Raw genomic sequence first — 14,213 nt, 5'->3', positions numbered from 1 at the left:
CGGAGGTTATTTTTTGTAGTATGATACAAATTAAGTTCTTAACAGGACTAGTTTTAGAAGGAAGAGGAGAGAAATTATGAAAAAGAAAGCGAAAGCATTATCCCTGGCTCTTGCAAGTGTTATGATGTTATCTCTTGCTGCATGCTCCGGTAAGGCGCCGGAAAAAACGGAGACAACGGCTGGCACAACCGCAGCACAGAGCTCTGAAAAAGCAAGTGAGGCAGCAACCACTGCAGCTGCAAAAACAGCAGATGGAAAACAGTATAAGATCGGAGTTCTTCAGCTGGTTCAGCATACGGCTCTTGATGCTTCTAATAAAGGATTTATTAAGGCCCTTGATGACGCCGGATTAAACTATACCGTTGATCAGCAGAATGCTTCCGGTGACCAGCCAACCTGCCAGACCATTGCAAGCAAGCTGGTGAATGATGGAGATGATTTGATTCTTGCCATTGCAACTCCGGCAGCTCAGGCTGTAGCAGGCGCAACCAGTGAGATCCCGGTTCTTATTACCGCTGTAACAGACCCGGCAGCTTCTGATCTGGTTGAAAGCAATGAAGTGCCAGGGGGCAATATTACCGGTACCTCAGATCTGACTCCTGTAAAAGAACAGATCGCATTATTAAAGAAGATTCTTCCAGATGCCAAGACAGTAGGTGTCCTTTACTGTACTGCGGAATCCAATTCTGAAATCCAGGCAAAGATGGCAAAAGAAGCAATTGAAGCGGCTGGAATGACCGCGGTGGATTATACCGTCTCAAGTTCCAATGAGATTCAGACCGTTGTTACCTCCATGGTTGGAAAAGTAGATGCCATTTATGCACCCACAGATAACACCATTGCAGCTGGTATGACTACGGTCGCGATGATTGCCAACGAAAATAAAATTCCTACAATCTGCGGAGAAGAAGGAATGGTAAAAGCAGGCGGACTTGCAACCTATGGTATTGATTACTATGAGCTTGGTTATTTAACCGGCAAGCAGGCAGTGAAAATCTTAACCGAGGGTGGAGATGTTTCTAAAATGCCGATTGAATACCTTCCTCTTGAGAAGTGCAAACTGTCTGTAAATGAAGAGACTGCAAAGACACTGGGAATTGATTTGTCCGGTCTTAAATAAGAAGAATAATAGATGGAAGAATTGAGCAGGCGGTCTGGAAAACGACCGCCTGTAATCCATAGATGCTTTACATAAAAGATGAATCAGACATTTTTTATGTAAGGCATTTATGCCTGTGAAAAGAAAACATGCGGAGGAATAATAGATGAGTGGTTTACTGGTATCCCTTCAGGACGCGGTAGTTCAGGGCGTTTTATGGGGGATTATGGTATTAGGAGTTTATATTACTTATAAGTTGCTTGATATTGCAGATTTAACGGTAGATGGAAGCTTTGCATTAGGCGGCTGTGTCTGCGCCGTAATGATACTTAACTTTCATGTAGATCCCTGGATTGCCCTGGCAGTGGCGGCGATTGCAGGAATGGCAGCTGGTGCATTGACGGGATTGTTACATACAATCTTTGAAATTCCCGCTATTTTGGCTGGAATATTAACCCAGATCGGATTATGGTCCATTAATCTTCGGATCATGGGAGGGAAGAGTAACGTTCCTCTTTTAAAGACGGACACAATTATGTCCAGGTTTATTGATTTTACGGGACTGAATAAACAGATCGCTTCACTTGTAATCGGCATTGGAATCGCAGTAATCATGATTGCGCTTCTTTATTTGTTTTTTGGAACGGAAATCGGCAGCGCCATGCGTGCAACCGGAAACAACGAATCCATGATCCGTGCCCAGGGCGTTAATACCAACTGGACCAAGCTTCTGGCTCTTGTTATCAGCAACGGACTGGTGGGAATTTCAGGCGGACTGGTCTGCCAGAGTCAGAAATATGCAGATATCGGTATGGGTACCGGAGCCATTGTTATCGGTCTTGCTGCCATTGTTATCGGTGAAGTACTCATGGGAAGGCTTCGTTCCTTTGGAAGCAAGCTGACTTCTGCAGTGGTAGGTTCTGTGATTTATTTTGTAATCCGTGCTGTGGTATTAAGAATGGGTATGAATGCCAACGATATGAAACTGCTGTCAGCAGCGATTGTTGCAGTGGCTCTTTGCGTGCCTGTTGTGGTGAGAAAGCTTCGTTTGAAGAAATCTTACACAGAAGGAGGAGAATAATCATGCTTGATATTAAGAATGTAAGAAAGACCTTTAATAAGAATACAATAAATGAAAAAAAGGCGCTGAATGGCATTAACCTTCATCTGAATGAGGGGGATTTTGTTACAGTCATCGGCGGTAACGGAGCCGGAAAGTCCACCATGTTAAACATGGTTGCCGGCGTATATCCCATTGACTCCGGAAAGATTGAAATTGACGGAATTAACATATCCAGATATCCGGAATATAAAAGAGCACAGTATATCGGCAGAGTCTTTCAGGACCCTATGATGGGAACTGCTGCCGGCATGGAGATTCAGGAGAATATGGCGCTTGCTTACAGAAGAGGGAAGACAAGAGGCTTATCATGGGGAATTAAATCTGAGGAAAAGACATTTTATTATGAAGCGATTCAAAAGCTTGGGCTTGGACTTCAGGACCGCATGACCAATAAAGTGGGACTGTTATCCGGAGGTCAGAGACAGGCTCTTACACTTTTGATGGCAACTCTCCAAAAACCAAAGCTGCTGCTGCTGGACGAGCATACGGCTGCACTGGATCCCAAGACAGCAAGAAAGGTTCTTACTATTACTCAGGAGATTGTAAAGGAGCAGAATCTTACTACACTTATGATTACCCATAATATGAAGGATGCCATTTCCATTGGCAACCGGCTGATTATGATGCATGAAGGCCGTATCATTTATGATGTTTCCGGAGAAGAAAAGAAAAAACTGGAAGTGGAAGATCTCTTGAAAAAATTTGAAGAAGCTAGCGGAGAAGAATTTTCCAATGACCGTATGATTCTGGCAAAATAAAATGATTAACAGGACTCAGTGGGAGTGAAATTCACTGGTCCTGTTTTTTAATTGGTTTGTAACACAATCTTAATAATTTTTTGAAACTCTTCTGTCGCAAAATGTAATAAATTGTGATATACTGTAGCAGATAAGCTCATAATCTGAGTCGGTAAACCGATGAATATATGAGGATGGAGAGAGAATACAGAATGGAAAATAACAACGAGAACAAAGACTACATAATCCGTTTGGATAAAGCCAAAAAAAACCGTAATAAGAATGATTATAAAAAGATTTTAATACTCGCAGGTTCTGCAATTCTTCTGGTGTCTGTTGCAGGTGCAGCAGGAATTACTGCAAGCAGGCAAAAGGGTGCAAAACCGGCAGCAGCCACAGGTTCCGAAGCACTTGCAGTTGAAACAAAGGCTGCTGATGATACAGCTGAAAAGGAATCACAACAAGACGCACAGGAAGCAAAAGAGAAGGAAGATGTCATTAATTCTTATAAGAATCTGGGGATTGTCCAGGTAAGCGGATATTTAAACGTCCGAAAAGAGCCAGGGACAGACGCAGATGTTATTGGAAAGCTGCAGGGAGACAGTGCCTGTGATATTTTAGAGGATACCAAACAGGGCTGGTACCGGATTTCCTCCGGCGGAATTGAAGGTTATATTACTTCCGAGTTTGTAATTACCGGAGAAGAGGCTAAGAAGAAGGCACAGGATCTGGTGAAATTAAGAGCAGTGGTGCAGACTGACAATTTAAATATCAGAAAAGATCCGTCAAAGGACTCAGATGTAGTAGGACAGGCACTGACCGATGAACGGTATGAAGTAGTGGGTCAGACCGATGGCTGGGTGCAGATTCCCACTGGATATCTGTCTTCCGACTACGTAAAACTGGAATACTCCATGAATGAAGCCAGGAAGCTGGATTTAAAGGCCATGGTCTTTAACTTTTATAAAAATATCGGTATTTCCGATGTGGATAATTACTTAAACGTCAGGGAAGAGCCAAGTGAGAACGGAAAAATTATTGCCAAGATGCCAAGTAAGGCAGCCGGCAATATTCTTGAGACAACCAGTGATGGCTGGTATAAGATCCAGTCTGGAAAAGTAACCGGTTATGTGAAGTCAGATTTTATTCTCACCGGTCAGGCAGCAAAGGATGAGGCCATGCAGGTGGCTGAACTGATGGCAGTGGTGAATACTGACATGCTCAATGCCAGAACAGAACCATCTACTGACGCCAAGATCTGGACCCAGATATCCAACAACGAGAAATATCCTGTATTAAAGCAGATCGATGGCTGGATTGAAATTGAGCTGGAAGAAAACAGCAGTGCTTTTGTATCTACCGATTACGTTGATGTTCGATATGCGCTGCCGGAAGCAATCAAATTCTCGCCTCTGGAAGAGAAAGCCAATGCCCAGTCTTCCTTACGAACCCAGATCGTTAATTATGCCCTTCAGTTTTTAGGCAATCCCTATGTATGGGGAGGAACGAGCCTGACCAAAGGAGCGGACTGCTCTGGATTTACCATGTCCATCTATTCTAAATTCGGCGTAGGTCTTCCTCATTATTCCGGATCCCAGGCAGGTATGGGAAAGGCGGTTAAATCAGCAGAGATGAAACCTGGCGATCTGCTCTTTTATGCCAGCAGCGGCGGAACGATCAATCATGTTGCCATGTATATCGGCAACGGACAAATTGTTCATGCTGCCAGCAGGAGAAGCGGAATAAAGATTTCCACATGGAATTACCGTACTCCTGTGAAGATAAGAAACATGGTGGGAGATTAATAGAATCCCGGAACGAATTTCTGTTCGTTCCGGGTTTTTTTGCGCCTTTTTCGGGTTTACAAATATTTTCCAATCAATTATAATCAGGGTAAGCGTAATGTTTTTAAAAATATAACGGTAGGAGGAATTGGTTTGAAGACAGGTGCTGTTATTACCGCAGCAGGCAATCATCATTCTGCCAATGGATTTAGTCCCATGCTGCCAATTGGTCATACTACAGTGATCAGAAAGATCATAGTGACATTAAAGCAGTGCGGTGTTGATCCCATTGTGGTGATTACTGGCCAGGATGCCAAGGAAGTAGAAAAACACATTTCCAAATTACGGGTGATATGTTTAAGAAATGAGGAGTACGAAAACTCCCAGATGTTTGACAGCATTGGTATGGGTGTTCGCTACATAGAAGATCTGTGTGACAGAATTTTAATTCTTCCACCTAAATTTCCATTGCTTCTTCCCGAAACAATTAAAACGATTATGAAATGCAATGGGAAAGCCTCCTGTCCGGTATATGATGGAAGAAGGGGGCATCCCGTTATGATTCACAAAGATCTGATTCCGGCCCTTCTCTCATACCGGGGGGAAAGGGGACTGGGAGGAGCTCTGAGACAGGAAAATGTAGATGGGCTGATGCAGGAAATCCCGGTGGACGATAAAGGAATCATCGAAGCAGTTGAAACAGATCACGATGCTGTCAGATATCCGGCTGTGGGACAAACTGCCCTGCAGCCCGCTGTCAGTCTGTCTTTGGAATTGGATGAAGCATTTTTTGGTCCGGATATGGCCCAGTTTCTCAGGCTGATTGAACATGCAGGGTCAATGCAGACCGCATGCCGTCAGATGAATATGTCATACAGCAAGGGGTTTAAACTGTTGAAAAACGCTGAAAACCTGCTGGGGTATCCGCTTTTGATTACACAGTCAGGAGGACCGGAGGGGGGATTTTCCCAGCTTACGCCCAAGGCATTGGCTTTGCTGGAAAACTATATGGCACTGGAAAAAGAGTTAAAAGAAAAGGCAGAAGAACTGTTTTTAAAATACTTTAAGGAGGGCTTGTGATGAAACAGGGAAAAAGCCTTTTTCTGACAGGAGATTCGGGAGAGGGTAAGACCACACTTCTTTTTCAGTGTCTGAAGCCATATCGGGCTGTTACAGGGGGATTTTTTTCTCAACGGCTGGTTAATGAAAGTGGGGATACCGTTGGTTTCCGGCTGGCATCTGCAAAAGAGGAGTGGGAGCCTAAGATCTGTTATGAGGAAGGACTTACCAATATCTTCCTTAGACGTACGGTAGAAGGAATGGTATCATTTCCGGATGTATTTCAAAAGGAAGGCAGAAAACTTCTTACCAGCCATGGAGATCATAAGCTGATTCTAATGGATGAGATTGGCGGAGTGGAACTTTTAATTCCTGACTTTATGGAAGCAGTTTACGCCTGCGTAAATGGTCCAAAGCCCTGTATTGGGGTCATTAAGAGCCGGAATAATTTCGAAATGATGATGGCCCGCAATGGAGGAAACCCTTCTGCTTCCCATCTGCGTGATGAGCTGGAAGAATCTGTTAAAGTGAGTCATGACAATCAGCTGATAACCTATCGCCGTAAGGAGGATGCGGCAGTCAGGGACATAATCTTAAAATATCTAAGAGAAGGGATTTAAAAAGTGGAAGACAGGGAGAAACGTTATAACAATCGGCTTTTTATGATCGGTGGGGTTTTTGTGGTTTGCTTTTTTGGTTCTTTCCTTCTGGGACGTTATCCTGTTTACCCGGCGACGCTGGTGAAAGTCCTGCTGTCACGGTTTTTTCCCATTGAAGTTACCTGGCCGTCACAGGTTGAAACGGTTATTTTTAATGTCCGGCTTCCGAGGGTTTTGATGGCGGCACTGATTGGTGCCGGACTTTCCTTTGCCGGAGCAGCTTATCAGGGTATTTTTAAAAATCCCATGGTTTCGCCTGATGTCCTGGGAGCATCATCAGGCGCTGGATTTGGCGCGGCTCTCGGATTATTTCTTTCACTGGGATATGGAGGCGTTTCCTTATGCGCGTTTATCTTCGGTTTATCCGCTGTGGGGATTGTCTGTATTGTAAGTAGCCGCGTTCCCTATAATCAGGTGCTGGGACTGGTGCTTTCCGGCATAATGGTTAGTTCTCTTGCCAATGCAGCGGTCTCCTTTATCAAGCTTGTAGCGGATCCCACCAATACACTTCCGGTGATTACTTACTGGCTTATGGGGAGTCTTGCATCCATTCGCCAAAAGGATGTTTTCTTTGCGGCCCCATGGATTATATTGGGCATTATTCCTATCTATCTTCTCAGATGGAGAATCAATATACTAAGCCTGGGAGATGAAGAGGCTAGAAGTATGGGGATCCATACGGGGCGGCTCAGGCTGGCAGTTGTGCTTGGAGCCACCCTCATTACATCTGCATCCGTGTCCGTAAGTGGTTTAATCGGCTGGGTGGGACTGGTAGTCCCTCATCTGGCCCGTATGCTGGTTGGCAGCGATTACAGGAGACTTTTACCAGCCTCACTTTTAATCGGAGGAAGCTTTCTTCTGATTGTAGATAACGTTGCAAGACTGATTACAACCAGTGAGATACCCATTGGTATTCTGACTGCGTTTGTGGGAGCGCCATTTTTCCTGTATCTGATTTTAAAGGAAGGGAACAGGCTTTAAAGGGAGGACATTATGGAACTGATGATTAAGGATCTGGAATTTTCCTATCAAAAGCATCCGGTTTTAAAAAGAGCCTCTTTTACACTAAAAGGGGGACAGTTAATTTGTGTTCTTGGAAAAAATGGGGCAGGTAAGAGTACCTTGTTTCGTTGTATCCTGGGCTTTTTAAAGGGCTTTCAAGGGACGATTCTCATTGATGATATCAGGCAGAACGATTATTCGGAACGGGAACTTGCAAAAAAGATTGCATATATTCCACAGAATCATAATTCTGTATTCGCGTATCCAGTAATTGATATGGTCATGATGGGAACCGCAGCCTCTCTGTCCCTGTTTGGTTCTCCTGGAAAAAAGGAGAGAAAAAAAGCCTTAGAGGCACTGAAAATGACAGGAGTTGAAGGGTTAAAGGATAGGATTTACAGCCAGCTAAGCGGCGGTGAACAGCAGCTTGTGCTGATAGCGAGGGCAATTACCCAGGAAGCCAGAATTCTTTTGCTGGACGAGCCCTGTGCCAGTCTGGATTACGGAAATCAGATCAGAGTTATGAGAGAGTTAAAAAATTTATCAGAAAAAGGTTATCTGGTCGTAATGTCCACCCATAATCCGGAGCACGCCTTTTATTTTGCCCATCAGGCCATGGTCATGATGGAGGGAAGAGTGAAAGTGTTGGGAGAACCTTCGGAAGTATTGACAAAAGAGCTTCTTGAGACCCTTTATCAGGTACCGATTGATATTTATAAGGATGAAGGCAGCGGCAGAAAGATATGTATGCCTGGAGAGGAGAACCAGATATGTGGGAATTGTACGACTGTCTCATAGACCCCATTCCGGACGATGTAAAGGTGAGCGATTATCTCACCGGAACTTACTGCACACTGGTAACAGCAGGATGGGGGATGGGAGCAGCTGCCACCAATCCTTTGTGTACCATTAAGAGCATAGGGAAAGATGTGAGGGAGATGTCCTGGAAAGAAGCGGCGGGCTTAATAAAATCATGGAATTTCACAGAGGCCAGTATTGGTGCAGCAGCTATAAACGCTTATTACAATCAGCAGGAGACATTAAAACATCTCGAAAATACAGGTAAGATTATCATGTTGTCCGGTGAAGATACATTTTTGGCACATAAAACAGATTTCAGGGGTAAAAAGATTGCAACAATCGGACATTTCCGTTATGCCGAGGAATATTTAAAGGAAGCCGGCACCTGCATTGTCCTGGAGCGGGAGCCGGGAGAGAATGATTATCCCGATACCGCCTGCGAGTTTCTGCTTGAGGACATGGAATACGTATTTATTACCGGATTTACACTGGTAAATAAAACATTGCCAAGATTACTTCACTTAGCGAGGAATTCCAAAATAATTTTAGTAGGACCAAGTATTCCCCTGGCACCCGGGCTTTTTGATTTTGGCGTCAGTGAGCTTGCCGGAACTTTGATACGGGACAGAGAAAAGCTGGAAGAACTTGTAAAAAACAGAGAGCGTAAAGCGGTGGTCCGCGCCGGTACTCCGGTTCGTATCACTGAAAAATAAACATTGCCTCAAAGGCAGAATGGAGGAATTATGAGAAACTATAAAAGAGGTTTGGTTCTGACAGCGGCACTTTGTACCACGTTCCTGATTTTTGGCTGTCAAAAAACAGAAACCAGGGAAACAACGGCTGCGCAGACTGAAATGACTGCCACAGTACCATCATCAGGGAGCACCGGAGAAAAAACACGGGTGTTTACCGATTCTGCTGGACGAAAGGTAACGCTGCCGGAAGAAATTCAGAAAATTGCGCCATCTGGTCCGCTGGCTCAGATCGTCCTTTATACAGTTGCTCCTGACAAGCTGGCAGGTCTGGCATCCGATTTTTCAGATGGTGCCAGGAAGTATATTGATGAAAAATACTGGGGGCTACCCAAGTTCGGACAATTTTATGGAAAGAATGCCAATCTGAATATGGAAGCTTTAATTGCAGCCAAACCAGATGTAATCATTGACATCGGTGAGGCAAAAAAGACTGTAAAGGAAGATATGGATGAATTGTCCAAACAGCTTGGAATACCCGTGGTATTTATCGAGGCAGACTTAAATTCCATGAGCTCAGCCTATCAAATGCTGGGAGAAATCACAGGTGAGACGGCTCAGGCTGCAAAACTCGCTGATTACTGTGACAATACATTGAAAAAATCGGAAGAAGCCAAGGCCTCCTTAGGATCAGATCAAAAGAAATCCGTTTATTTTGCAAGCGGAGACAATGGACTTCACACCAATGCTGAAGGATCCATACATGCCCGTGTAATAGAACAGATCGGAGCTGAGAATGCAGCTAAGGTAGAGAAAGCGTCAAGCGGAGGTGGAAGTGAAGTGTCCATGGAACAGCTTCTCCTCTGGCAGCCGGATATCATTCTGGCAGATTCAGACGCTCTCTATCTGACCATCACAACGGACTCCGTCTGGTCAGAATTAAATGCTGTGAAGGAAGGTCATGTTTATCTCATTCCGTCAGCACCTTACAGCTTCATGAGTAATCCTCCTTCCGTCAACCGAATGATCGGTATTCTCTGGCTGGGCAATCTGGTTTATCCGGAGCAGTATCAGGAAGATATAAAGGCTGACATAAAAGGATTTTATGATCTTTTTTATCATGTACAGCTTACCGATGCCCAGGCAGAGGATATTGTAAAAGCAGGAAATTAATTTAAAAGCTGGTCAATTTCTGTCATTTGTTCCCGGGTGAGCGCGCCAAATTCCATGGCTTTGGCATTTTCCATTATCTGTTTTGGTGTTTTAAAACCAGGGATTGGAATGGTCGCGTTACTTTTTGCCCAGATCCATGCGAGAGACCCCTGTACCAGGGTTCTTCCATTGCTGGTAAGAATTTCCCGTACTGCTTTTAGTTTCTCTAAAACTTCTGGTGCAGGCCTTCCGTTTTTAAAAATATCTTCGGTCCAGGAATGGCCTGCACCTCTTACATCATCAGAGGTAAGGACAGAGTCATGATTAAATTTTCCACTTAAAAAGCCCATGGCAAGAGGACTGCGGTTGATACTTGCAAGATTTCTTTCTTCGCAAAGGCGAAGCATATCAGGGGCATCCTGAAGGATATTTAACTGATGCTGAATGGCAGAACAATTTAAGTTTTCTGAAAAAAGCCTTGCTCCATTTACTAAATCAGTACTCCATCCGTACGTTCTGATTTTTCCTTTCTCTACCATACGTTCCAGGGTCTCTGCAACACAGTCCATCTCTGACAATCCGATTTCCCAGACATGAAGCTGATACAAATCAATGATATCTGTTTTTAAACGCCTCATGGAGGCTTCACAGGCTCTTTCTATATATCCAGGAGCCACATTATAACCTTTCAGCGTTCGGGTGGCTTCATTTCCCATATAACCGAACTTTGTAGCAAGAACCACCTGATTTCTTCTTCCTTCCAATGCCTTTCCAATTACTGTTTCACTGTGGCCAATCCCATATGCATCCGATGTATCAATAAAATTGATACCAAGATCCAGTGCAGTCTGAATGGCCTTTATGGACGTTTCGTCGTCTGTCTGCCCATAGCCGTCAATTTTTTCATCCATGTAAAACTGACCTCCGATTGCCCAGCTGCCAATTCCCATGGGACTTACCTTAATACCTGATCTTCCTAAAAATCTGCATTCCATTGAATTACCTCCTTTTTAATATACCAAATGGTTGGTAGGTTATATAATAAAAATAAAGGGGTTATTCACCCTTTTATTCCATTCCAAAACACATCAAAGCATAAATCCATTTGACCAAGTCCCTGTTCTAAATTCATTAAACCAGTGGACAATGTGATACAGGTGACCAGATAGTAAAAAGTGGTTGCCATATCAGCCGGATTCAGAGGCTGAAGTTCTCCGTTTTTAATTCCTTTTTCCATAACGGAAGTCAATGTAGTAGTAAAAACATCAAAACTGTCCTGAGTAAAATGTAAAATTTCCTCTTTCATCTGTTCCGGAGGGTAGTAGTAAACCATGTTCCAGAAATCCATCTCTGTATTACCCCAATGATATTCCAGATAGTCTTTATAAAGAGAGGATAGAAGCTGCCTGGAAGGCAAATCCTGATATTTGCGAAAAATGCTGGTTAAATAAGCATAATGTTTTTTTACAATGATATCAAAAAGTTCCCGAAACAGCTGTTCCTTACTTTTAAAATAAAAGTAGAGAGATGCCTTATTGATTCCTACTTTGGATGCGATTTTTTCCATACGGGCGCCTTCAAAGCCATGAAGAGAAAACTCCTCTAATGCCGCCTGCATAATCCGTTCTTTTGTGTCTGCTCCCTGACCCATGCTTCACATTCCCTTCTAAGTAATTAAACTAACGGTTGGTAGGTAAAATATAACACAATAACTTCATATTGTCAATAGCCATAATAATGCAAGGCCGCTGCTTGCAGGAAAACCCAATCCTGCAAGCAGCGGCCCTGTCAATTATAACTGGCTGCTTTTGTTTCTGTTGTAATTAATGAGACAACCGGCTTTCACGATTTCCCGTTCTTCTGGTGTCATATCTGCAATATGAAGCTGGATTTCATGAATTGGATTTCCTTCCTCATTCTTTACCACGAAAGCGGGTATGCGATCCATAGCACCGTCAAGAGCAGTACGGATATCTGGTACATAAATAAAGTCACCGATCTCAAAGGAAGGATCTTCATCCAGTAAAAATGGCAGCATACCCCAGTTCATTACATTGGAACGGTAACGCTTGGTAGCATACTCGTTAGCAATATTGGCAAGACCGCCAAGAACTCTCTGGCAGCTTGCAGCCTGCTCTCTGGCAGAACCATCTCCCGGCTTCACCGCGTAAATCATACTGCCGATTTCTGTTTCACTGGCTTTTAAGTCCGGCTGCTTTAAATATTCCTTCAGAGCATGGAATGCGCTTTCCAGTTCGTGATCTGCCTTAAGAGGGCAGGCACCGGATTTTCTTACCTTTTCAAGCTCATTTACTTCCTTGGAACGTCCTACATATTCCGGATCACGGCGGGATAAGGTAAATTCCGCAAGTCCCAGAGGATTGGAACGATAGGAGGATGTCTCACCGGAAGGAATCAACTCATCGGTGGTTGTAACAGGGTCCATGATCTTAGAACATACCCGTAATAAAATATTGTCAGTGAGGGCGCTCATGGAAGGCCAGTCTTTAATATTCGGTCCAAAAATTAAGGATTCATCTTCCTTTGACTGTTTGTATCCCTGATAAACACGTCTGTCATAGGAAGAAGAGTCAAATTCATAAGCTGGAACGATATAGTCATCTGCAAAATTTTCGGCTGAAGTAAGATAACCCCCGTTTGTAGCAGTGGCTGCGATAGAGCGTGCATCCATTAATGCCACACAGGATATCTGGCCATTACCAGGCTTGGAACCTTCCCGGTTGGCGAAGTTTCTGGTTGTATGGCGAATGCTTAATGCATTGTTTGACGGCGTATCTCCCGCACCGAAGCAGGGACCGCAGAAAGCGGTACGTACCGTGGCACCGGCAGCCATCAGCTGGGAAATGGCACCCTTTTTCACCAGATCCATATAAACCGGCTGAGAAGACGGGTATACGGAAAGGTTAAAGATATCGTTGCCGCAATCCTTTCCTGACAGCATATGTGCCGCAATCATTACGTTGGAATAATTACCTCCGGCACAGCCGGCAATGACACCCTGCTGAACCATCAGTTTTCCATCTATAATTTTATCCGTAAGAGAAAGGCTTGCGTTCGCTGTTCCGAGAATGTGAGCCGCTTCTTTTTCCACAGTTCTTAAAATATCACCCAGATTATCATTCAGTTCATCAATCTCATAGGTGTTGCTTGGATGAAAGGGAAGAGCAATCATAGGCTTAATGGTACTTAAATCCACATGAACAACGCCATCATAATAAGCCACTTCTTCTGGGTTTAATTCCGCATAGTCAGATTCTCTGCCATGAAGTTTTAAATACTCCCTTGTATCCTCATCTGTAATCCAGACAGAAGAAAGGCAGGTTGTTTCCGTAGTCATGACATCCACGCCGTTTCTGTAATCTGTATCCATGGATGAAACACCGGGACCTACAAATTCCATAATTTTATTTTTTACATAGCCATTTTTAAATACAGCACCGATAATGGCTAACGCCACATCATGAGGACCCACGTGAGAAGCAGGAGCACCGGTTAAATAAATGGCAACGACTCCAGGATAGGCAACATCATAGGTATCTTTTAACAGCTGTTTTACCAGTTCTCCTCCGCCTTCCCCGATTGCCATGGTACCCAGGGCACCGTAACGGGTATGGCTGTCGGAACCCAGGATCATGCGTCCGCATCCTGCCATCATTTCCCTCATATACTGATGAATGACCGCGATGTGGGGAGGAACGAAGATTCCTCCGTACTTCTTTGCTGCAGACAGACCAAATACATGGTCATCTTCATTAATAGTTCCGCCAACGGCACACAGGGAGTTGTGGCAGTTGGTCATTACGTATGGAATAGGAAATTCTGTAAGGCCTGATGCACGGGCAGTCTGAATAATTCCTACAAATGTTATGTCATGGGACGCCATGGAGTCAAAACGCAGTTTTAAATGCTCCATGTTTCCAGATGTATTATGTTTTTCTAATATGGAGTATGCAATGGTACCCTTTTTCGCCTCTTCTCTTGTAATGGGAGTACTTCTCTGGGCGTTTACTTTGGACAGTTCCTCTTCAGGAATCAGCTGAGTACCGTTTACAAGATATGCTCCTCCGTCATACAACTTTACCAT

At 44.0% G+C, this 14,213-nt stretch carries 13 protein-coding genes; 10 read left to right on the top strand and 3 right to left on the bottom strand.

All coding sequences use genetic code 11. From position 1 onward, the window contains the following. Window positions 1-76: 76 nt before the first annotated feature. The 10 genes from ABS301_RS17345 (at window position 77) to ABS301_RS17300 (ending at window position 10,129) form a co-directional block, all read left to right on the top strand. Entirely contained in the window at window positions 77-1,120 is a 1,044-nt protein-coding gene (locus tag ABS301_RS17345; RefSeq protein WP_349673411.1) for an ABC transporter substrate-binding protein, read from the top strand. A gap of 145 nt (window positions 1,121-1,265) precedes the next feature. Continuing rightward, the gene (locus ABS301_RS17340; RefSeq protein ID WP_349673410.1) at window positions 1,266-2,180 is read left to right on the top strand and encodes an ABC transporter permease; all 915 of its coding nucleotides are present in this window, start codon (window positions 1,266-1,268) and stop codon (window positions 2,178-2,180) included. A gap of 2 nt (window positions 2,181-2,182) precedes the next feature. Continuing rightward, window positions 2,183-2,980, top strand: coding sequence for an ABC transporter ATP-binding protein (locus tag ABS301_RS17335; RefSeq protein WP_349673409.1), 798 nt, complete (start codon window positions 2,183-2,185; stop codon window positions 2,978-2,980). Between the two features lie 191 nt (window positions 2,981-3,171). Continuing rightward, complete coding sequence (locus ABS301_RS17330) at window positions 3,172-4,764, top strand: SH3 domain-containing protein (RefSeq protein WP_349673408.1); 1,593 nt, start codon at window positions 3,172-3,174, stop codon at window positions 4,762-4,764. Window positions 4,765-4,896: 132 nt separating this feature from the next. Next, window positions 4,897-5,823 (top strand): NTP transferase domain-containing protein, encoded by a 927-nt coding sequence (locus ABS301_RS17325; RefSeq protein WP_349673407.1) that lies wholly within the window; start codon window positions 4,897-4,899, stop codon window positions 5,821-5,823. Beyond that, the gene (locus ABS301_RS17320; protein ID WP_349673406.1) at window positions 5,823-6,422 is read left to right on the top strand and encodes a nucleoside-triphosphatase; all 600 of its coding nucleotides are present in this window, start codon (window positions 5,823-5,825) and stop codon (window positions 6,420-6,422) included. Before ABS301_RS17325 ends, ABS301_RS17320 begins: the two co-directional genes overlap by 1 nt. Window positions 6,423-6,425: 3 nt before the next feature. Next, window positions 6,426-7,442: a FecCD family ABC transporter permease gene (locus ABS301_RS17315; RefSeq protein WP_349673405.1), complete on the top strand. Its 1,017-nt coding sequence runs from the start codon at window positions 6,426-6,428 to the stop codon at window positions 7,440-7,442. A gap of 12 nt (window positions 7,443-7,454) precedes the next feature. Further along, window positions 7,455-8,261: an ABC transporter ATP-binding protein gene (locus ABS301_RS17310; protein WP_349673404.1), complete on the top strand. Its 807-nt coding sequence runs from the start codon at window positions 7,455-7,457 to the stop codon at window positions 8,259-8,261. Further along, window positions 8,234-8,977 (top strand): Rossmann-like domain-containing protein, encoded by a 744-nt coding sequence (locus ABS301_RS17305; protein WP_349673403.1) that lies wholly within the window; start codon window positions 8,234-8,236, stop codon window positions 8,975-8,977. Before ABS301_RS17310 ends, ABS301_RS17305 begins: the two co-directional genes overlap by 28 nt. A gap of 30 nt (window positions 8,978-9,007) precedes the next feature. Further along, window positions 9,008-10,129, top strand: a complete 1,122-nt coding sequence (locus tag ABS301_RS17300; protein WP_349673402.1) for an ABC transporter substrate-binding protein — start codon at window positions 9,008-9,010, stop codon at window positions 10,127-10,129. Here the strand turns inward: ABS301_RS17300 and ABS301_RS17295 are convergent. The 3 genes from ABS301_RS17295 to ABS301_RS17285 form a co-directional block, all read right to left on the bottom strand. Then, window positions 10,126-11,103: an aldo/keto reductase gene (locus tag ABS301_RS17295; RefSeq protein ID WP_349673401.1), complete on the bottom strand. Its 978-nt coding sequence runs from the start codon at window positions 11,101-11,103 to the stop codon at window positions 10,126-10,128. The two genes, ABS301_RS17300 and ABS301_RS17295, sit on opposite strands and share 4 nt — an antisense overlap. 65 nt (window positions 11,104-11,168) lie before the next feature. Continuing rightward, a complete protein-coding gene (locus tag ABS301_RS17290; RefSeq protein WP_349673400.1) occupies window positions 11,169-11,759 on the bottom strand; it encodes a TetR/AcrR family transcriptional regulator in 591 nt (196 codons plus the stop codon). Window positions 11,760-11,900: 141 nt separating this feature from the next. Beyond that, complete coding sequence (locus tag ABS301_RS17285; RefSeq protein WP_349673399.1) at window positions 11,901-14,213, bottom strand: hydratase; 2,313 nt, start codon at window positions 14,211-14,213, stop codon at window positions 11,901-11,903.

The sequence above is a fragment of the Lacrimispora sp. genome (genome assembly GCF_031982545.1).
GTDB lineage: Bacteria > Bacillota > Clostridia > Lachnospirales > Lachnospiraceae > Lacrimispora.
This window is presented reverse-complemented; position numbering and strand designations above follow the sequence as displayed.

Coding starts and splice junctions, on each gene's coding strand:
- ABS301_RS17345 (WP_349673411.1), top strand. CDS start 77: ATGAAAAAGAAAGCGAAAGCATTATCCCTGGCTCTTGCAAGTGTTATG.
- ABS301_RS17310 (WP_349673404.1), top strand. CDS start 7,455: ATGGAACTGATGATTAAGGATCTGGAATTTTCCTATCAAAAGCATCCG.
- ABS301_RS17305 (WP_349673403.1), top strand. CDS start 8,234: ATGTGGGAATTGTACGACTGTCTCATAGACCCCATTCCGGACGATGTA.
- ABS301_RS17300 (WP_349673402.1), top strand. CDS start 9,008: ATGAGAAACTATAAAAGAGGTTTGGTTCTGACAGCGGCACTTTGTACC.
- ABS301_RS17320 (WP_349673406.1), top strand. CDS start 5,823: ATGAAACAGGGAAAAAGCCTTTTTCTGACAGGAGATTCGGGAGAGGGT.
- ABS301_RS17290 (WP_349673400.1), bottom strand. CDS start 11,759: ATGGGTCAGGGAGCAGACACAAAAGAACGGATTATGCAGGCGGCATTA.
- ABS301_RS17335 (WP_349673409.1), top strand. CDS start 2,183: ATGCTTGATATTAAGAATGTAAGAAAGACCTTTAATAAGAATACAATA.
- ABS301_RS17295 (WP_349673401.1), bottom strand. CDS start 11,103: ATGGAATGCAGATTTTTAGGAAGATCAGGTATTAAGGTAAGTCCCATG.
- ABS301_RS17330 (WP_349673408.1), top strand. CDS start 3,172: ATGGAAAATAACAACGAGAACAAAGACTACATAATCCGTTTGGATAAA.
- ABS301_RS17285 (WP_349673399.1), bottom strand. CDS start 14,213: ATGGTAAAGTTGTATGACGGAGGAGCATATCTTGTAAACGGTACTCAG.
- ABS301_RS17340 (WP_349673410.1), top strand. CDS start 1,266: ATGAGTGGTTTACTGGTATCCCTTCAGGACGCGGTAGTTCAGGGCGTT.